The organism is Marinobacterium ramblicola (assembly GCF_019084545.1).
Lineage (GTDB): Bacteria > Pseudomonadota > Gammaproteobacteria > Pseudomonadales > Balneatricaceae > Marinobacterium_D > Marinobacterium_D ramblicola.
Genome location: NZ_JAHREP010000027.1, coordinates 1 through 18,786, shown reverse-complemented (window position 1 = coordinate 18,786; position 18,786 = coordinate 1). Strand labels below are relative to the sequence as shown.

Below are 18,786 nucleotides of genomic sequence, written 5' to 3'. Positions count from 1 at the left end.
GTGAGTTGCAGTTGAAACGGATATGAAGCGCTTTCACATTAACTGCAGAAGATTTCATCATATAACTAAAAGATCTGAATTCGATTCACATTTATAATGCATGCCAGCTAAACGAGATAACGGAAAACCGACATGCATCAGAGCCTGCGCGACAAATTTGCCGACCCCAGCCGGGGGGTCTACTTCATCGGAACCACGCCGCCACGGGATAGCACCAGCGACGAGCAGATGCGGGAGATCGCCGGAAAGCTGTTGTCCAGGCTTGCGTCTCTGGAGTATGACGGGTTGATCATCTACGACATTCAGGATGAGAGCGCACGTATCGATACTCCCCGCCCCTTTCCGTTCAAGGAGACACGGGATCCTCGGGAGTACTCACGTCTGATTGCCGATCTGTCCAACCGCGAGACGATCACCTATAAAAGCGTGGCGCAGCGTGACCGTGCGGATTTCGAGCACTGGCTGGATGAAGCCTGGAATGAGTACGGATTACGCAATCTTGTTCTGGTCGGAAGCCCATCGTCGGAGGGCGACATTCGCCTGACGCTGCCCGAGGCCTACGCCGCCCTGAACGCACACCGATACCCCTTCCATCTCGGCGGCGTCACCATTGCCGAGCGCCATGCACTGAAAGGCAACGAGCATGAGCGTCTGCTCAACAAGCAGAGCAACGGCGTGGAGTTTTTCGTCTCCCAGGCGGTCTACAACCCGCAGGCGACGATCGATCTGCTGGCCAGTTACGCCCGTAGCTGCCGCGAGCAGGGGATCGCTCCCAAGCGCATCGTGCTGACCTTCACCCCCTGCGGCAGTGCCCAGACACTGGAGTTTATGGAGTGGTTGGGAATCTCGGTACCACCGGCAACGCGCTGGCGTATTCTGGATGCGGCAAACCCGCTGGCGGAGTCGATCCGCATCTGTCAGAACAGCCTGGATCAGATTCTGGAGGCCTGCGTTCCGCTCGGCTTGCCGCTGGGGCTTAATATCGAGAGTCTGACCAACCGCAAGGAGGAGATCGACGCCTCCATTCAGCTCTATCGCCTGCTCAAGGCCACCCTGGACCTGAAACTGGCCGAGCAGCAGTTGAAGGGCTAATCCGGCTGCTGCTCCTGGGAGGTCAGTGATTCGATCAGCTCATTGGCCTTCATTTTCTGCTGCGCCAGCAGCGCCTCGCGCTTGACCTTCAATTCTGCATATCGCTCCGGCTCCCAGATAATCAGGTTGCGCTCGAAATCGATGCGATAGTGCACCTGACGCAGAAAATCCATGCCCAGCAGGCCGTCATGGTTGGAGCGCCCGACCGGATCGATCACCATCGCCCGCGCCGATTTGATCTTGAACGGACCGATCTCGATCCGGTCCAGGTTGATCGCATGCACGTCGATCACCTCGCCGCTGGCGACGCGCGCCTGCCCCGCCCGGTAGGTGGATCCGTTCAGGCCTTTCAGCGCATCACGGTGGAATACCGTGCCGGAGGCCCCGGTATCAAGCAGCATGTGGGTGTCCGCCCGACGTGCGCCGTACACGGCCCTGACCGGCAAGATCACACCGTTGCCGATCACCTTGACCGGCGTCTCCAACTCGGTGATCGCTTTCTCGACCGAGGCCAGTGAGTCGTCGATCTGCCGACGCAGGTGGTTCAGCTGCTGCTCCCGTGGCGACGGATCCTGATGGCTGTTCATCGTCCCGGCCTCGCTGCGGGTTTCCACCTTTTCGCGGTACTGGTGCGGAATCTGGCTCTCGCGGTTCACATAGACCTTGCGCCCGCGCTCATCGACGTAGTGGTAGATCTCCGCCGTCGCCGGCAAAGAGATCGCCGCAACCAGCAGCGCCGGTAACAGCCACCCAATCACTTGACCGCCGGCTGCATACAATCTGAACCTTGCAGTGGTTTCATCCACCGGCAAGCTTGACCTTGAACCCTTCGGATTCCAGTAACTGTTTAATCGGTTCACGATGATCTCCCTGTATTTCTAGCACACCATCCTTGAGCGCCCCCCCGGTGCCGCAACGCTGTTTCAGGCGTTTGAGCAGCGCTTTGAGTTCCTGTTCCGCCAGCGGCACGCCACTGATCGTGGTAACGCCCTTGCCCTTACGGCCCGAGGTTTCGCGGCGGATACGCACGATGCCATCCAGCCCCGCCAAACGCTGCTGATCGGCCAGCTCATCGCAGATACACGCCGTTAGCTCCTTGCCGCACTCGGGACAGAGGCGCCCCTTATCGGTGGAGTAGACCAGACGGCTGAGTTGATCCTGCAGTGATGACATGACTAAACCCTAATCGCTTTGTGTTTCAGTTAACAGATCGTTAAAGCCCGATACCGCCACCAATCTGACGGGCCAGGTAGGTGGCATAGGTGTCGGTCATGCCACCAATAAAATCGAGCGCACGTATGTAGCATTGGTACAGCGGCAGATCGGGCGCCGGCGCGTGGATCCCCATCAGGCTGAGGATCTTCTGGCTGCGATAGCCCAACTCTTCCGGACCCTCGCTGTGCAGCTCCCATACCGCCTCGATAAACGCCTCAAGCAGTACGCCGAGCGTGGTATAAGCCCCCACCTCCAGCTCCGCCTTGCGGGTATCGGGAAACACCCGCTCCCGCGCCAGCTGTTTGGCACGCGCGATGCCGTCGCGGACCATCGGGTCACCATCGCTGACCAGCTCGCCATGATAGTCGCCGCGCATGATCGCCGGCAGGTTATCCATAAAGGCGATCACCACCGAGTTAACCATGTTCTCCATCGCCTTGCCGCGCAAGGCCGATATCTTGCGCCGCGCCGACGCCTGACTGGCGAAGATCTCGTCGTCGAACTCCAGGTCGCCGCACATCTCCAGCAGTATGGGTTTGACCTCATCGAAGCTCAAAAGATGCAGTTCGATCGCATCCTCCAGGTCCAGGATCGCGTAACAGATATCGTCCGCGGCTTCCATCAGGAACGCCAGCGGGTGGCGGCTCCAGCAGTTCTCGCCCAGCTTGATCAGCCCCAGCTCCCGCCCCAGGGCATTGAGGATCTCCACCTCCGTCTGGAAACAGCTGAACTTGCCCTTCTTTCCGCCCCGTTCGGCGGTCCAGGGATATTTCAGCAGCGCGCCGAGCGTCGGGTAGGTCAGGCGCAGCCCGCCGTCGAACAGGTTGTTTTCAATCCGGGTCACCACGCGGAACCCCTGGGCATTGCCCTCGAAGGTCTGCAGATCCAGGCGCTCCCCCTGGCTGAGACCCGCGAAACGCGGGTCATCGCCGCGACGGCGGAACCAGTCCCGTATCGCATACTCGCCGGCATGCCCGAACGGGGGGTTACCGATATCGTGTGCCAGACAAGCGGACTGCACGATCATGCCGATATCGTAGGCACTGACCCAGGGCGGCAGTTGATCAGCGATCAGCTCGCCAACGCGAATACCCAGGCTGCGGCCCAGACTACCCACCTCCATCGAATGGGTCAGCCGGGTGTGGATATGATCGTTGAGCGCCATCGGGTGTACCTGGGTCTTGCGACCCAGGCGGCGAAACGCACTGGAGAAGATGATGCGGTCATGATCCTTGTGGAAATGGCTGCGCCCCAGCTCATCGTCGCGGAGCTGCTCATGCCCGTAGCGCTTGGTGGTCAGCAGTTGGGACCACTGCATCTGCATCTTGATCTCCTCGGTGTTCAGTATAGCGTCCTGTATACCACACCCAGATGGGCGCGCTCATCCAGCGCGGCACAAAAACCAGCGAGACTCCGCTGCGGCAGGGTTAGTTGCAGGGCGACGGCAGCACCATATTCACTCCCGTCGACACTGGCCTCGAAACGGTTAAGCAGAGCATCGATACCGCCCTGCTGATCGTAGGCGAACTCCAGCGCGACAGCGGCCATCGGCTCGCGCTGTTCAAGCGGCCAATTGGACAGCAGCTCCTTTACCGCACCACCATAGGCGCGCACCAAACCGCCGGCACCGAGTTTGATACCGCCGAAAAAGCGGGTAACTACCACGCAGCAGTCGCCTACCCCCTGCCCCATCAGCACATTGAGCATCGGTTTGCCTGCGGTGCCCGAGGGCTCGCCATCGTCATCACTGCCCGCCGCGCGAGGATGGGCCGGTTGACCAATCACATAGGCCGAGCAGTGGTGGTTGGCGGAGGGAAAACGCTGGCGCTGAGACTGGATGAAGGCACGCATCTCGGATTCCGAGCCGACCGGCACTCCCGTGGCGATAAAACGGCTCCTCTTGACCTCGATTACCACCTCGAATTGGGCCGCCGGTACCCGGTAGCCCTCAGTTACTGCATTATCCGCCACTCAGCTCTCCGCACAGATCGGTTGTCGCTCGCGGTGGATATGTTAAGGATTCATCCGCCAAACGGATAGTCATCGACCCGACTGATAGTCATCCAATGCGGCTTGCCTCGCTGCTTTATAGTCGATGACCGGCTTGGGACGCCCCTGGGCGGAGCCGGCACCGGGCTGCTGACGCAATTTGCCCGGTTCGATGCCGCACAGCTCGGGAAGCCAGTGCGCTACAAACGCGCCGTCCGGATCGAACTTTTCGCCCTGGGCCTGAGGATTGAAGATTCGAAAGTAGGGAGCCGCGTCGGCCCCCACCGAGCTGCTCCACTGCCAGCCGCCCAGGTTGGAGGCGAAATCACCGTCGATCAGGTGGCGCATGAAGAAGTCGGCGCCACGACGCCAGTCGATCCGCAGCAACTTGGTCAGATAGGAGGCCACCACCATTCGTAGCCGGTTATGCATCCAGCCGGTCTCCAACAACTGCTTCATCGCCGCATCGACAATCGGAAACCCGGTTTCGCCCCGGCACCAGGCCTGAAACGCCCGCTCATCCTGTTGCCAGCTGATCTTCGCCTCCACCTCGGGGCGGAACGGCTCCAGCCGTGACAGACCGGGATAGGCCACCAGCAGATGGCGGTAGAACTCACGCCAGATCAGCTCGTTCAACCAGCTTGAGTGCAGCCAGTCCGGGTCGTCGCTTTCGGACCTGAGGGCCGCCAGACATTGGCGAGGCGACAAGGCACCGATGCTCAGGTGGGGGGACAGCCTCGATGTCCCTTCCGCCTCGGGATCGGTCTGCGGAAAGTCCCGTTTGCGGGCGTAGTCCTGCGCCCGCTCACGCACGAAGGTGTTCAGCCGTTCACTGACGTTATCTTCGCCCGCCAGCCAAAGATCCCGGCGATAGTAAAGCGCTCTATAGCCAAGATCCGCAGGTAGTGGATCATTGGCACATACCGTCCCACGCCTGGCCGCAGGACAGGGTAAAACCGGCGAGTCGAAATCGGCCAACCGCCGGCGCCAGGCGTTGCTGAACGGGGTGTAGACCTTGAACATTCCGCCCTGCCCGGTCTGGACCTGGCCCGGCGGAATGATCAGCTCGCCATGGAAAGCGCGTGTGGTAATCCCGGCACTCTCCAATGCACGACACACCTGCGCGTCGCGATTGCGCTCGTTCAGCGGGTACTCGTAGTTGAAGCAGAGCTCGCTGGCACCGAGCTGGCGCGCCAGATCGACCAGTGCCGAGGCACAGTCGGCGAAGCGCTGCAGGCGTAGCACGCGTAGCGGCAGGTTCAACCGTTCACACTCTGGCAGCAGGGAGCTCAGTTGATCGTGCCATAGCCCCATCCGAGCCGGCGACTCGCCATGCGCGTGCCAGCTCTCGGGCGTCAGAGCCACCACCAGCACGACAGCGGCGTCGTCACGGCAGGCATGGTGAAGGGCCGGGTTATCGGTCAGGCGCAGATCGTTGCGCAACCAGACCAGACGTACAGGGGTTGTCATCTCCAAACATCCCTAGGCTCAGTGCGATTTAGATATAGTTGCGCAATCCCAGCTCATGGGGATAGGGGTTGAGGTAGGTCTGCTCGCAGACATACTCGCTGCCGTAACGCTTCAGGTAGTGTTTGAGCAGCGCCAGCGGCACCACCAGCGGCACCTGCCCCAGGCGATACTGTTCTATCCCCTCCAGCAGCTCCTGTTTGCAGTCCGGCTCGAGCGACTTCTTCATATAGCCAAGCAGATGCATCAGCACATTGGTGTGGGTCTTGCGGGTGGCCCGATGCGCCATATGCGCCATGAAACCCTGAATATAGTGCTGCATCGCCTGCTCTAGCGGCAACTGGTGCGCTTCAGCCAGATAGCGTCCCAGCTCACGATAGCCCTGGTAGTGATGCGCCATCAGCAGGTATTTCTGTCGGCTGTGGAACTGGATCAGGTTGTGATAACTGGGGTCGGTTTCGACTGTCCGTTTCCAGTCGTCATAGGCAAAGACACGGGCGATAAAGTTGTCGCGCAGTACCGGATCATTCAACCGCGCCTCCTCCTCCACCGGCAGCACGGGATTTGCCTCGCGCAGTGCGCGCACGAAGACGCCGCTACCCGCCGTGTTGGGCATACCATTGGGATGGTAGACCTTGACCCGTTCCATACCGCAACTGGGCGACCCTTTCATCAGGATATAGCCGCGCAGCTCACCAGCCATTTCACCGACCTGGCGGCCGTATTCGAGCAGTCGATCGGTCACATCGACCGTTGCGTCCACCGTGCCCAGGGCTCTGGGCGTATCGTCTCCCTCTGCGACCAGACGTATGGGTTCACGCGGTACACCGAGACCGATCGCCATCTCCGGGCAATAGGGGTGATAGCTGAAGCAATCGGCAAGTACCTCGAGACAGTAGCGCGAGCGCTTGTGCCCACCGTTATAGCGTACCTGCTCACCCAACAGACAGCTGCTGATCCCTACCGGGATCTTCTGTTCCAGTACCAAGGGTTTAATCTCTGCCACCTAGCTCACCGCTCGAATTCAAGACTCAGTATCCAAATTCTACTACGTAACTGATGGCAAATCGGATCAAACCCGGAAGCGACCGACTCAAGCGCTGCTCTATTTCTGCCATGCCGGAGGACATAGAGGTTACCTGCACCGCATTTTGTGTCGCACTCTCGGCGAATTCAGCTATCTTGTGCACGTTAGTCTTATAGACCGAGCACAGCTTACCTCTTTATTCGCTTGTACGCTTGATGTCATAGTAACGCCCGTTTCTGGCTGGTTAGAGATTGGCCCAGGCTGATCACCCAAACCCTACCCGTCAGCCATGCCGAAGGAGATAAATCGATGCGTATCCAACTGTTCAAAGCCGCCCTGGCGACCCTGACACTACTGCTACCGTTGACGGCCAGCGCGGAAAGCATAAGGCTGACCACGACTCAGGGCACAATCGAGCTTGAGCTGTTCAGCGAGCAGGCTCCGAAAAGTGTCGAGAACTTTATCGCCTATGTGGAGAGCGGATACTACGACGGCATGATCTTCCACCGTGTCATCCCAGGTTTCATGATTCAGGGCGGCGGTATGGATCAAGAGTTCAAACCGCGCAAAACCCGTCCGCCGGTGGAAAACGAATCCGATAACGGCCTGAAAAACCTGCGCGGCTCCCTGGCCATGGCCCGCACCCGCCACCCGGACAGTGCCACCAGTCAGTTCTTCATCAACAGCGTGGACAACTTCACACTGGATGCCAGACCGGGTCAGCCGGGGTATACCGTGTTCGGCCGCGTCACCAGCGGTATGGACGTCGTCGATCGGATCAGCGCCGTCGAAACCACCAGTCGGCCGCCGTTCCGCGATGTACCGGTGACGCCTATCGTGATCGAACGGGCGGAAGTGATCAAGTAAAGAGCCCCCCTGATGTCCGCTATGGGATCAACGACGACGGAACTATCCGGGGACGTTAACGTTTAATGGCGACGTAGCGTCCCTGCATAACAAAGGTCAGCTGGCCATCGCACAGCACGTCGATCTGAAGATCGAGCCGCCCACGTCCGCGCTCCGCTATTCGATCCGTCAGATGATCGAGCTGGGACTGGTCCGGCAGGCAGACACGGGCAAAAAAGGCACTATTATTCGGTGCTTTGTAACTCTGATGGGCATCGGCGATCACCACATCACAGTCCAGCCCCTGCCCCCTGAGATAGAGGGTGGTCAGACACCAGCCGGCCAGAGTCGCCAAGGCCGAGATGGAACCACCGAACCCCGTACCCTTGTCATTGACGTTGGGGGCCAGCGGCACATGAAGCTCAAGCACCTGTCCATCGTACTCGAGGCGCTCTATCTGCATCGCACTGGTCAGCGGAATGCTCTGGTACAGCCAGGCAAGAAACTGCCGCGGATCGGTGGTCATATCGCCCATTGGGCTCCCCTCCTCAGGCCGGCCAGTCGGTAATCAGGCGTGCGGTATCGGCCTCAGGTACCGCTTTCTCCTTCACCGTCTGACCAAGATAGATAAAGCCGATGATCTGTTCGTTTTCAGCCAGTCCCAGCCCCTCGGCAACCCCGGGATTGAAGGCCAAGTCACCGGAGCGCCACATGGCACCAACACCCTGAGCAGCGGCAGCCTGGACCACCGCATGAGCGGCACAGCCAGCGGTAATCACCTGCTCGCTAACCGGCACCTTCGGGTGCTCCCGGGTCACCGCAATCGCGACCAGGATCATCGGCGCCCGCATCGGCATATTGCGCAACTTGGTCGCTTGCGCTTCACTCAGCTCACCGCCCTCGGCCTGGCTGGAGGCTAAAAACAGCTCGCCCAGCCGGCTCAACCCCTCACCCTCAATCTTGAGGAAGCGGTAGGGTGTCAGAGAACCGTGATCCGGTGCCCGTGAGGCGGCCTTCATCATCAGCTCAAGCTGCTCAGCCGTGGGCGCCGGTTCCTGCAACACCGGACTGGAGGTACGGGTAAGCAGGAGTTCAAGTGCATTCAATGTCGCGCTCCTTACTGACGTGCCAGGCGTGGATTCGCGGGCTCATCCACCATACTGGAACGATAGGGGTTGATATCCAGGCCGCCGCGTCGCACATAACGCGCATAAACGCTGAGTTTTTGCGGACGGCAGCGCTGCCAAATGTCCATGAAGATGTTCTCGACACACTGCTCATGGAAATCGCCATGCTCACGATAGGAGACGATATACGCCAGCAGCCCCTTGCGATCGATCTTGCCGCCCTTGTAGCGGATCTGCAGACTGCCCCAGTCCGGCTGCCCTGTTACCGGACAGTTGGACTTCAGCAGATGGCTGACCAGCGTCTCGCTGACCACCTCGTTACTGGATTTGAGCAGATTCGGTGCCGGTGTGTAGTGCTCCACGTCGATATCCAGATCGTCGATGCAACTCCCCTCCAGCTTGCCCATCTGCAGCGGGGCATCGGGCCGGATCAACTTGACCCCCACATCCCCGCCAGCCGCCTGGGACAGATCCTGTTTCAGGTGCGCCTGCACCTCCGCTTCGCTGCCGAACCGGGTCAGGTTGTAGGAGTTCAGATAGAGCTTGAAAGACTTGGACTCGATGATATGACTGGAGCTGGCCGGAATCCGGAACTCCGCCAGCCGCACCACCGGCTTGCCACGACTGTCGAGCCAGGAGAGCTCATAGGCGTTCCAGATATCCACGCCGCGAAACGGCAGGGTCGCGCGGTCTATCCCTTTCGCCTGCCAGTTGATATCCCGCGCAATCGGGTAGAGCAGCTCAGGATCGTAACGGTTGACGTAACGCGTTCCCTGCCCCAGTGGTGATTGCTTGATCGACTCATGTTCACTCATCAGCTGCGGATACCTTTGCCAATGTTAAGAAGGTGCAGCGAAAAACCGGCCAGCACCGCAATGAATACCAGGATCATCGTGAATGCAAAACCGACGTTGATGTCGCTTACCCCCAGAATGCCATAACGGAAGGTGTTGACCATATAGAGAATTGGATTTAACTGCGAAACCCCCTGCCAAAACTCGGGCAGCAGCTGGATGCTGTAGAACACCCCACCCAGATAGGTCAGCGGCGTCAGCACGAAGGTGGGGATGATCGAGATATCATCAAAGGTGTTGGCAAACACCGCATTGATAAAACCGCCCAGCGCAAACACGATCGAGGTCAGCAGCACGATACTGATCGTCACCCCCAGATGGTGGATCTGCAGGTTGGTGAAAAACAGCGACAACACCGTCACGATCAGCCCCACGGCAAGACCGCGCGCCATACCGCCGATCACGTAGCCGGCCAGAATCACCCAGTTGGGTACCGGCGCAACCAACAACTCTTCGATGTTGTGCTGAAACTTGGTGCCGAAAAACGAGGAGACCACGTTACCGTAGGAGTTGGTGATCACCGACATCATGATCAACCCCGGTACGATGTACTCCATGTAGTTGAATCCGCCCATCTCACCGATTCGGGAGCCGATCAGGTTGCCGAAGATGATGAAATAGAGCGTCATGGTGATCGCCGGCGGCAACAGGGTCTGCGCCCAGATGCGGGTGAACCGGCGTACCTCCTTGACCACGATGGTCCAGAAAGCGGTGAGCAGCAGTTGGCTGTTCATAGGCAACGTCCTTACAGATTCTTGTCCACTAGCGAAACGAACAGCTCCTCAAGGCGATTGGCCTTGTTGCGCATGCTCGCGACGCTATAACCCAGGGCTGACAGCTGAGCGAAGATCGGATTGAGCCCTTTGGACTTCTCCACGTCGACCTCCAGCGTATGGGTATCCACAAGCCGGACCCCATAGCCGTCGAGCACAGGCGATGCATCGATATCCCGATCAAGATCGAGGACAAACGTCTCCATATTGAGCTTGGCCAACAGCGCTTTCATGGTGCTGTTCTGAATGATCTGGCCATGGTCGATAATGGCGATATTACGGCAGAGGCTTTCCGCCTCCTCCAGATAGTGGGTGGTCAGGATGATGGTCGTACCCGCCGCGTTGATCTCACGCAGGAACTCCCACATGGAGCGGCGCAGCTCGATATCGACCCCCGCCGTCGGCTCGTCCAGAATCAGCATTTTAGGGTCATGCACCAGCGCCCGCGCGATCATCAGTCGCCGCTTCATGCCACCGGAGAGCATTCTCGCCCGTTCGTTACGCTTCTCCCACAGACCAAGCTTGCGCAGATAGAACTCCGCCCGCTCGCTCGCGCGCTTGCGGCCGATGCCGTAGTACCCCGCCTGGGTGACGACGATATCGAACACCTTCTCAAACGGATTGAAATTGAACTCCTGAGGGACAACACCAAGGCAGAGCTTGGCCCGTGTCAGCTCGCTATCCAAGTCATGTCCAAATACGCTCACCTTGCCGCCGCTTTTGTTCACCAGCGACGAGACTATACCGAGCGTCGTCGACTTGCCGGCGCCGTTGGGGCCCAACAAGGCGAAGAAGTCGCCCTGCTTCACCTCCAGCGAGATCCCTTTGAGCGCCTCGAAACCGTTACCGTAGGTCTTGCGCAGATTGTCGATACTCAGCGCTAGGGTCATAAGCATCCTGTCTTGTTAATCGTATGGAAGCGATGGATATGGGGGCTGGCGCGGAAAAATCAACCTGAGCACTTGTGATCCAGCGCCCCAGCCCCAACTTATTCAGTGACTGTCCCAACAGCTGCGGAGCGAACGTGACCGATTTCCACACCTATCATCTGAACCTGCTCAAACTGGCCTACAACAACCTGATCAAACAGCCGCCGTTCAACGATCCGGCGATCAACAGCGTAGATGCAGAATTTCTGGAGCAGTTCGCCGACTTGACCCGGGGGTTCGGGCAGCATGAGTCCTGGGTGTATGAAGAGGGGCAGAACCTGCTGGGCCGACTGGTACGCGCCTATCCCCACCTGGTTCACCTGGTCGCCCGCGATCTGTTCTGGCTGTTCGGCGGCGACTGCCTGCACCATATGCCCGATGAGGAGATCGCACTGTTCTCTCGGCTGGATGAAGCCCGCGCCGAGGCGGAACGAAACGGCGAGCCATTCGATTACCTGGCGGAGCGCACCCGACTGTTCAATTAAGATCGAGGCAGGTTAACGCGTCAGCCGCCTGCCACAAAAGATGGGTCGGCATAGCGACCACCCATCTACAGCGTACTGGCCTTCTCGTCCGCTTGACTATCCCGCCGGGAGATCAGCATCTCATCATCCCCAGCCTTGCCGCGTGGAGCATCCAATCGCGCCATATACTGGCTTAGCAGAGCATCAAACTCCTTGCGGCTCTTGCCCTCCAGCTGCTTGGTGATGGGAATCGGGGCCTTGATTGCGTCTACCGGCCGGCCCGCGATACGAAATTCGTAGTGCAGATGAGGCCCCGTGACCCGGCCACTAGCACCGGACAGCGCAACTTTTTGCCCCCTGCTCACGCGCTGCCCCTTGTGCACCAGCGCTTTACTCAGGTGCAGGTAGCGCGTTGTGTAACGCTCACTATGCTTGATCTCCACATAGAGCCCGGCATATTTGTGATCTACCACACGCGATACGACACCATCGCCCGAGGCCAGAATCGGCGTTCCCGTGCGCATCGAAAAGTCGGTGCCGTTGTGCGGACGGAACAGGCCTGTCACCGGATGGTGACGATTGGGGTTGAAGTTTGACGATACACGATAGTTGCCACTGAACGGATAGCGCAGGAAAGCCTTGCTCAGACTCCGCCCCTTCTCATCGTAATAGCTGCCATCGTAATAGAAGATCGATACCGGCGACCGGTTAGCCAACATGCGCACGGCTTCGATCTTGGTTTCACCCGTCGGCTCATCGTCGATATACTGCCTTGAAAGCAGGACCTCGAAAGAGTCCCCCTTACGAATATCACGGCGGAAATTGATCTTCTCTTTGAGCAGCTGGGTGATCTGATAAACGTCCCTGGCATCCAACCCTTCGGCTGCGGCATCGTTCGCAAAACTGCTGCCGATCTCCCCGACCAGGGCGACCTCTTTCCATGTGCCCGGCAGGATTGTCTCTTTGAACTCGAAGCCCGCGTCCTGTTTACGCTGATAGGTCACCTTGTGGGCCGGTGAGAATCTCAGCTCCAGAATATTGAGCTTATCGTTTTCCACATCAGCCAATAGCTCGACACCGGGCTTTATATTATCCAGCGCAAGCACGTTTTCATCCGCCTCCAGTACCTGATAAAGGTCCTGAATCGGCAAGCCGAGCTTGCTGAAGATCCCGGTCAGCGTATCGGAGGGCTGGATCTCGTAGGCCCACATGCGGCTGTCGTCTAGCCGACCGCCAGCGCCCTTCGGCGCGAAACCGGGAGACTCCGGTGCGACAACTAGACCATCACTGTCCTCCACAACGTCAAGCTGCAACGGCAATGCAATGCGCACACTTTCGCCGCTGTCGTAAAATTGAGCAAAAGCCTCCGCGCCCTGCTCCTCGCTCTCTAGTTGAGCGGTATCCGACGCGAGGTGCTGCTCACCGTTCGAGAACGCCAGGATCATCACCATAACCGGCAAAGTAGTCAACGCCACGCGATAAGCAACGGGAAGAAGTTTAAACAATTCAACAAAACGCCGGACTGGGGAGAATAACTTGGCCAAAACAGGTACCCATTAAATGAGAGCAGGTAAAAACACCGCGTAAAAAACATTGAATTACGCCAGTATCCTGTAAAACCATTTTTATTTCGAGAGGGGCAAACGAATTGAATCTATAGCCGGCCGAGACACGGACTCAATAAACAATGGTGCAGGGAAACTTTTACCCGCCGTGATCCAAACGGATCGACAGTCATACAACGAAAAAGCCGCACCCCAGGGTAGAGCCAGGGACGCGGCCAGGCCGCGCCCAGGGCTTGCGAGAGCAAGGGCTCAACCCGAGATCCCTCGCAACCGCTCACTACGCCGACGCAGCAGTTCCAGCACGGTCAGCAGCAGTATCGACATCGCCACCAGAATGGTCGCTACCGCCAGGATCGTCGGGCTGATCTGCTCACGGATACCGGCCCACATCTGCAGCGGCAGGGTGCGCTGTTCAACGCCGGACAGAAAGATCACCACCACCACTTCATCAAACGACGTGATAAAGGCAAACAGTGCTCCCGATACAACCCCAGGCATCACCAACGGCAGAATCACCTTGAAGAAGGAGTAGCTAGGGGAAGCCCCCAGACTGGCCGCAGCACGTGTCAGCGACTGATCGAACCCGGACAGCGTCGCGGTGACGGTGATCACCACAAAGGGGATGCCCAATGCGGTGTGGGCCAGGACCACTCCGAGGTAGGTTTGCGAGAGGTTCACGCTGGAATAGAAAAAGAACATCCCCGCCGCCGAGATGATCAACGGCACGATCATCGGCGAGATCAGGATACTCATGATCAGTCCGCGAAACGGCATCTGCGGGCGCGACAGGCCCAGCGCCGCCAGTGTACCCAGCACCGTCGCCAGCACCGTCGACGCGATACCGATCAGAAAACTGTTCTTGATCGCGTTCAGCCAGGTGCTACTGGAGAAGAACTCCTCGTACCAGCGCAGCGAGTAGCCCGCCGGATCGAGCGACAGCATCTCCCGCGAGAAGGTAAAGTAGGGCTCGGCGTTGAACGAGAGCGGAATGATGACCAGAATTGGGCCGATCAAGAACAGGAAGATCAAACCGCACAGGATACGGTATCCGTAGTGCCAAATCCGATCGAGAGTACTGGCATAAGCCGGTAATGCAGCCATGGATCACCCCATTTTTATCTTGTCGATGCCGATCAGCTTGTTATAGATCGCATAGAAAACCAGTACCAAAACAAGCAGCAGCACGCCCAACGCACCCGCGAGTCCCCAGTTGAGGGATTTCTGCATGTGGTAAGCGATCATGTTGCTGATCATCTGTCCCGACTGCCCACCGACGAGGGCCGGGGTAATGAAGTAACCGATCGAGAGGATGAAAACCAACAGGCTGCCGGCGCCGATACCGCTGACGGTCTGCGGTACATACACCCGCCAGAACGCGACCAGAGGGTTGGCCCCGAGCGAACGCGCGGCACGTACGTAACTCGGTGGTACCGTTTTCATGACGCTGTACAGCGGCAGGATCATGAACGGCAGCAGAATATGTGTCATCGCAATCAGCGTACCGGTCTTATTGAAGATCATCTGAATGCGGCCCTGATCGTCGACGATATGCATCCAGACCAACAGATCGTTGAGCACGCCTTGAGACTGCAACAGCACGATCCAGGTTGTCGTACGCACCAGCAGCGAGGTCCAGAAAGGCAGGAGCACCAGGATCATCAGCAGGTTACTGGTCCGCAACGGCAGGTTCGCCAGCAGGTAGGCAACCGGATAGCCGAGCAGGATACAGAACAGGGTCACCGTGGCGCTCATGACCAGAGTTCTGACGAACAGGGGGCCGTAAACACGCTGCGACTCCGGCTGCAGTACGATGTTGCCTGCATCGTCATAGCCCATATCCAGCGCAGCCAGCAGATAGGTGAGCGTATAGGGAGCGGACTGACGCTTGAGCATCCTCCAGGTCGCGGGCTCTCCCCACGCCGAATTGATGTCGATCAGCGCATCCTTATAGGGGCCGTGATCCAGCCTTTTCGCCTGTCGCGCCGACCCCATGATGACACTGCGCATGCCGTTTATTTCGTAGTTCAGGCGAGTGGCGACCTTGCCTATACTCTTGTCCTCGTAGCCCGCTTTCAGGTCCTCGACCAGTGCCGCGAAAACAGGCTCGGCCGGCAACCCTTCGCCATCCCAGTCGCCCAGAGCAGCGGCGGTGTTGGGCATGGTTTCGTGGACCAGAGGATCTTCGACCCCACGCAGCGCCATATTGAATACGGGGACGATAAAGCTGACCAGAATAAACAGCAGCAAGGGTAGAACCAGCAACAGCGCCCATAGTCGCAAACGGCGCTGCGCCCGCCGAAGGCTAACCTTCAACGGCGTTCCGTCAGCCGTAGTCATGCCCGAATGCGCTCCAGCCAGGCCGCTACTGTCCGCGGTCCCTACCGAGATCTGTGCTTGACTCATTTTTTATAAACCTGTCGAAACGGAAGGTGTTGGGATTACGCGATGGTAAAAATACTGCAGGGTGATCGAATCACCCCGCAGCCGTCGACTTATTTAGCCAACCAGGCGTTGAAACGCTCACGCATCTCGTCGCCGTTGTCCGCCCACCAGATGGCATCCTTCTTGATCGGGTTGAAGAAGTTCTCCGGCGACGTCGGCATGTGCGGTTTCATGTCGATTCCGGTATCGGCATGAGTCGATACCATCGGCGCGGAGGACGCACGAGCCGGACCGTAGGAGATGTACTTGGCCTGATCCGCCAGTTTCTGCGTGCTGGTCGCGAAGTTCAGATACTTCTTCAGGTTCTCGGTCAGCTTACCCTTGGGTACAACCCAGCCATCGAGCTCGAACATCTGACCGTCCCAAACCACGGTGAAGGGCTGTTTCTCATTCACCTGCGCGTTGAAGAAACGTCCGTTATAGCCGGAAGCGATCGTGACCTCCTTATCCGCGAGCAACTGCGGCGGCTGAGCACCGGCATCCCACCACACTACCTGGCTCTTGATGGTATCCAGCTTTTTGAATGCACGTTCCAGCCCCTCCGGAGTGCTCAGCACATCGTAAACCTCGTTCGCCGGAACGCCGTCGGCAAGCAGCGCCCACTCCAGGTTACCGTCGGGGATCTTCTGCAGGGCACGCTTGCCCGGAAACTTCTCGAGATCGAAAATATCGGCAATCTTGCTCGGTTTTTCACCCGGGAAAGCGGTATCGTTGTATGCGACCACCGTGGCGTAGACGATCTGCGGGATAAAACAACCGCTCAGCGAGCCTTCCACGAAATCCTTGCTGGGCAAAGTGCCATCCGGTGCAGCCGCCAGAATCGCATCGTAATCGATCTCTTCCACGATGCCCTCGTCACACGCGGTGATTGAATCACCCTCAAGCATATCGACAAGATCCCAAGTCACATTGCCGGCTTCGACCTGGCTACGCAAACCGGCAAGGCCCTGTGCCGACTTGGGCTCCATCAGGATTTTGTCGCCTGTTTCCGCAGTCCACGGGTCGTGGTAAGCGCGCTTCTGAGAGTCGGAATAAGCGCCACCCCAAGAGACGATTGTCAGCGTCTCTTCAGCCTGTGCAACACCACCGCACAGAGTACCGCCCATTACGGCGGCAGCCAGAATAGAGTGTTTAAAAACGTTCTTTATCATCGGCATTTCCTCGTGGTCAGTTGGCCAAAGCGGCCGGCATTTGCGTAACAACAGTCTCAGTCCTGCTTCCGAAGTACGAGCCTTCGCAAGTTATGCAATCTCCGATCATCTAGCATCCAGCGCTCGGCAATCCTCCGTTGCCCAGCCGATTCGTATAACCTCGCCCTCCTTTAGGCGAGTATGGCGCTGTGTATTGGGCACCTTGGTGATAAAGTCCGAGTTTCCGGACACCGTCATCCTGGCGCGGATGTGATCGCCCAGATAGATCAGCTCTTCGACCCGCGCTTCGCATCTGTTCGGGTAATGCTCATCCTCGGGATCGATCACGACCCGCTCGGGGCGAATGGACAGCATGGTGCGCTCATTGACGCCGTCGACATTGACCTTGAGCGCATTGACGATACCCGCCCCGCCATCCAGCTCGACCGAGCAACTTGTCCCGTTCACAGAGGTAATTCTGCCGCCCAGGCGGTTATTCTCGCCGATGAACCCCGCGACAAATGCGTTTTCCGGCTCCTCATACAACTGAGCGGGTGTCGCCAACTGCTGCACGATGCCGTCCTCGAACACGGCAATGCGGTTGGACATGGTCAGCGCTTCCGACTGGTCATGCGTCACATACACCATGGTGATACCGAGATTCTCGTGAATATGCTTGATCTCGTACTGCATCTCTTCACGCAGATTTTTATCCAGCGCCCCCAGCGGCTCATCCATCAGAACCAGCTTGGGTTCAAACACCAGCGCCCGAGCGACCGCCACGCGCTGCTGCTGACCACCGGAAAGCTGTGCGGGGCGACGGTTACCGAAGCTTCCCAGCCGAACCATCTCCAGCGCTTTTTTTACCCTGGCATCAATATCGGCCTGCGGTACCTTGCGCACCCGCAATGGGAAGGCAAGGTTTTCGGCCACGGTCATGTGAGGAAAGAGCGCATAGTTCTGGAAAACCATGCCGATATCGCGTTTATGGGGGGCAACGTTGTTGATCGACTGGCCGTCGAGGATAATGTCGCCGTGTGTAGCGGTTTCAAATCCCGCCAACATCATCAGGCAGGTGGTCTTGCCGGAGCCGGAGGGCCCCAACATGGTGAGAAACTCTCCTGCAGCTATATCAATATTGAAATTCTTTACTACCAGCGTTTCTCCGTCGTAACTCTTTTGTACATTGATAAAGCGCACGAACTGTTCCGGGTTGCCACCCATAAGACTGCCACCTCTTTTGTGTTGCTTCGCTACAACACAATGCAGATTGTCTTGATCTCTGTCAAACCCACACAAATTCGCACGGAATTTTGAATAAGAGACTGTGGTGACCTGACTAAAAACGCCTTTAACCCCGTTCAACTACTTAAGTAGCCCATACCCTCAGGCAATACCCGCATACTAGAAACATTCCGTCTCATCTAACCATCGATAACAAATCGCCTGTTTCAAACAATAAAAAACGTCGCTTTTTGACTCGTGAACGACGCATATGGAGTACAGATTTCCGACATCCAGCCAGTCAAGCAAGCTTCCAACACCCACGTAAACAGATAAGTAAAATACATGATAAACAGATATTAAGGACGCCAGAATTCTGTGCTGCATGACGCATCGAATATGGATCTAAACGAAAACTGAAAAGACCAAAAATTCAATTGATATGTTTCAAACATAATCAGCTGGAAATTTCAGCCCGAGATAATGCTATGAAGGAGAAAACTGAGACGCGAGACAAAACCCGAACCGGCCGGCGCTCCGGTCGCGAGCCCAACCAACAACAGTGGGGGTCGCCCAGCTTAGAGGCACAGATACAGCGCGTTGAAATGAAGAGATTTTGGAGCGGGAAACGAGACTCGAACT

The 18,786-nt window shown here is 57.9% G+C and carries 19 protein-coding genes; 3 read left to right on the top strand and 16 right to left on the bottom strand.

Going from position 1 to position 18,786, the window contains the following annotated elements; all coding sequences use genetic code 11:
• The first annotated feature begins 132 nt into the window (after positions 1-132).
• On the top strand, positions 133-1,092 hold the full coding sequence (locus KQ940_RS18325) for a methylenetetrahydrofolate reductase (protein WP_217415292.1): 960 nt from the start codon (positions 133-135) through the stop codon (positions 1,090-1,092).
• Here KQ940_RS18325 and KQ940_RS23105 read toward each other — a convergent pair.
• The 6 genes from KQ940_RS23105 to KQ940_RS18295 all read right to left on the bottom strand — a co-directional run bounded on the left by KQ940_RS23105 (position 1,089) and on the right by KQ940_RS18295 (position 6,769).
• Entirely contained in the window at positions 1,089-1,850 is a 762-nt protein-coding gene (locus KQ940_RS23105) for an aspartyl protease family protein (RefSeq protein WP_217415291.1), read from the bottom strand. The genes KQ940_RS18325 and KQ940_RS23105 overlap by 4 nt on opposite strands.
• 40 nt (positions 1,851-1,890) lie before the next feature.
• Entirely contained in the window at positions 1,891-2,265 is a 375-nt protein-coding gene (locus KQ940_RS18315) for a translation initiation factor Sui1 (RefSeq protein WP_217415289.1), read from the bottom strand.
• Positions 2,266-2,305: 40 nt separating this feature from the next.
• A complete protein-coding gene (locus KQ940_RS18310; RefSeq protein WP_217415288.1) occupies positions 2,306-3,631 on the bottom strand; it encodes a deoxyguanosinetriphosphate triphosphohydrolase in 1,326 nt (441 codons plus the stop codon).
• 17 nt (positions 3,632-3,648) lie between these two features.
• Positions 3,649-4,278 carry a YigZ family protein gene (locus tag KQ940_RS18305; RefSeq protein ID WP_217415286.1) on the bottom strand — a complete coding sequence of 210 codons (630 nt, stop codon included), beginning with the start codon at positions 4,276-4,278 and terminating at the stop codon, positions 3,649-3,651.
• A 69-nt stretch (positions 4,279-4,347) separates the two neighbouring features.
• Positions 4,348-5,766 carry a deoxyribodipyrimidine photo-lyase gene (gene phrB / locus KQ940_RS18300; RefSeq protein WP_217415284.1) on the bottom strand — a complete coding sequence of 473 codons (1,419 nt, stop codon included), beginning with the start codon at positions 5,764-5,766 and terminating at the stop codon, positions 4,348-4,350.
• 28 nt (positions 5,767-5,794) lie between these two features.
• Positions 5,795-6,769, bottom strand: a complete 975-nt coding sequence (locus KQ940_RS18295) for a YbgA family protein (protein WP_343222685.1) — start codon at positions 6,767-6,769, stop codon at positions 5,795-5,797.
• A gap of 330 nt (positions 6,770-7,099) precedes the next feature.
• Here KQ940_RS18295 and KQ940_RS18290 point away from each other — a divergent pair, with 330 nt between their 5' ends.
• Complete coding sequence (locus tag KQ940_RS18290; RefSeq protein ID WP_217415282.1) at positions 7,100-7,657, top strand: peptidylprolyl isomerase; 558 nt, start codon at positions 7,100-7,102, stop codon at positions 7,655-7,657.
• A 55-nt stretch (positions 7,658-7,712) separates the two neighbouring features.
• Here KQ940_RS18290 and KQ940_RS18285 read toward each other — a convergent pair whose 3' ends face one another.
• Genes KQ940_RS18285 through KQ940_RS18265 form a run of 5 tightly spaced genes read right to left on the bottom strand, consistent with a single transcriptional unit; the run spans position 7,713 to position 11,280 of the window.
• Positions 7,713-8,171: a YiiD C-terminal domain-containing protein gene (locus KQ940_RS18285; RefSeq protein ID WP_246590180.1), complete on the bottom strand. Its 459-nt coding sequence runs from the start codon at positions 8,169-8,171 to the stop codon at positions 7,713-7,715.
• Between the two features lie 13 nt (positions 8,172-8,184).
• On the bottom strand, positions 8,185-8,742 hold the full coding sequence (locus tag KQ940_RS18280; RefSeq protein ID WP_217415281.1) for a nitroreductase family protein: 558 nt from the start codon (positions 8,740-8,742) through the stop codon (positions 8,185-8,187).
• 11 nt (positions 8,743-8,753) lie between these two features.
• Positions 8,754-9,578: an NADPH-dependent 7-cyano-7-deazaguanine reductase QueF gene (queF, locus tag KQ940_RS18275; RefSeq protein WP_217415279.1), complete on the bottom strand. Its 825-nt coding sequence runs from the start codon at positions 9,576-9,578 to the stop codon at positions 8,754-8,756.
• Positions 9,578-10,351: an ABC transporter permease gene (locus KQ940_RS18270; protein WP_217415277.1), complete on the bottom strand. Its 774-nt coding sequence runs from the start codon at positions 10,349-10,351 to the stop codon at positions 9,578-9,580. Before KQ940_RS18270 ends, queF begins: the two co-directional genes overlap by 1 nt.
• A gap of 11 nt (positions 10,352-10,362) precedes the next feature.
• On the bottom strand, positions 10,363-11,280 hold the full coding sequence (locus tag KQ940_RS18265; RefSeq protein ID WP_217415275.1) for an ABC transporter ATP-binding protein: 918 nt from the start codon (positions 11,278-11,280) through the stop codon (positions 10,363-10,365).
• 134 nt (positions 11,281-11,414) lie between these two features.
• Here KQ940_RS18265 and KQ940_RS18260 point away from each other — a divergent pair, with 134 nt between their 5' ends.
• Positions 11,415-11,804 (top strand): PA2817 family protein, encoded by a 390-nt coding sequence (locus KQ940_RS18260; protein WP_217415273.1) that lies wholly within the window; start codon positions 11,415-11,417, stop codon positions 11,802-11,804.
• A gap of 65 nt (positions 11,805-11,869) precedes the next feature.
• On the opposite strand, the gene KQ940_RS18255 is transcribed toward KQ940_RS18260, so the two are convergent.
• The 5 genes from KQ940_RS18255 to KQ940_RS18235 all read right to left on the bottom strand — a co-directional run bounded on the left by KQ940_RS18255 (position 11,870) and on the right by KQ940_RS18235 (position 18,144).
• A complete protein-coding gene (locus KQ940_RS18255) occupies positions 11,870-13,258 on the bottom strand; it encodes a peptidoglycan DD-metalloendopeptidase family protein (protein ID WP_343222684.1) in 1,389 nt (462 codons plus the stop codon).
• Positions 13,259-13,597: 339 nt separating this feature from the next.
• On the bottom strand, positions 13,598-14,449 hold the full coding sequence (locus tag KQ940_RS18250; protein ID WP_217415272.1) for an ABC transporter permease: 852 nt from the start codon (positions 14,447-14,449) through the stop codon (positions 13,598-13,600).
• Between the two features lie 3 nt (positions 14,450-14,452).
• A complete protein-coding gene (locus tag KQ940_RS18245) occupies positions 14,453-15,685 on the bottom strand; it encodes an ABC transporter permease (RefSeq protein ID WP_217415271.1) in 1,233 nt (410 codons plus the stop codon).
• A gap of 155 nt (positions 15,686-15,840) precedes the next feature.
• Complete coding sequence (locus KQ940_RS18240) at positions 15,841-16,941, bottom strand: ABC transporter substrate-binding protein (RefSeq protein WP_246590179.1); 1,101 nt, start codon at positions 16,939-16,941, stop codon at positions 15,841-15,843.
• A gap of 105 nt (positions 16,942-17,046) precedes the next feature.
• The gene (locus tag KQ940_RS18235) at positions 17,047-18,144 is read right to left on the bottom strand and encodes an ABC transporter ATP-binding protein (RefSeq protein WP_217415270.1); all 1,098 of its coding nucleotides are present in this window, start codon (positions 18,142-18,144) and stop codon (positions 17,047-17,049) included.
• Between the last annotated feature and the right edge of the window lie 642 nt (positions 18,145-18,786).

Coding starts and splice junctions, on each gene's coding strand:
- KQ940_RS18325 (WP_217415292.1), top strand. CDS start 133: ATGCATCAGAGCCTGCGCGACAAATTTGCCGACCCCAGCCGGGGGGTC.
- KQ940_RS18315 (WP_217415289.1), bottom strand. CDS start 2,265: ATGTCATCACTGCAGGATCAACTCAGCCGTCTGGTCTACTCCACCGAT.
- KQ940_RS18310 (WP_217415288.1), bottom strand. CDS start 3,631: ATGCAGATGCAGTGGTCCCAACTGCTGACCACCAAGCGCTACGGGCAT.
- phrB (WP_217415284.1), bottom strand. CDS start 5,766: ATGACAACCCCTGTACGTCTGGTCTGGTTGCGCAACGATCTGCGCCTG.
- KQ940_RS18290 (WP_217415282.1), top strand. CDS start 7,100: ATGCGTATCCAACTGTTCAAAGCCGCCCTGGCGACCCTGACACTACTG.
- KQ940_RS18285 (WP_246590180.1), bottom strand. CDS start 8,171: ATGGGCGATATGACCACCGATCCGCGGCAGTTTCTTGCCTGGCTGTAC.
- queF (WP_217415279.1), bottom strand. CDS start 9,578: ATGAGTGAACATGAGTCGATCAAGCAATCACCACTGGGGCAGGGAACG.
- KQ940_RS18270 (WP_217415277.1), bottom strand. CDS start 10,351: ATGAACAGCCAACTGCTGCTCACCGCTTTCTGGACCATCGTGGTCAAG.
- KQ940_RS18265 (WP_217415275.1), bottom strand. CDS start 11,280: ATGACCCTAGCGCTGAGTATCGACAATCTGCGCAAGACCTACGGTAAC.
- KQ940_RS18250 (WP_217415272.1), bottom strand. CDS start 14,449: ATGGCTGCATTACCGGCTTATGCCAGTACTCTCGATCGGATTTGGCAC.
- KQ940_RS18245 (WP_217415271.1), bottom strand. CDS start 15,685: ATGACTACGGCTGACGGAACGCCGTTGAAGGTTAGCCTTCGGCGGGCG.
- KQ940_RS18240 (WP_246590179.1), bottom strand. CDS start 16,941: ATGATAAAGAACGTTTTTAAACACTCTATTCTGGCTGCCGCCGTAATG.
- KQ940_RS18235 (WP_217415270.1), bottom strand. CDS start 18,144: ATGGGTGGCAACCCGGAACAGTTCGTGCGCTTTATCAATGTACAAAAG.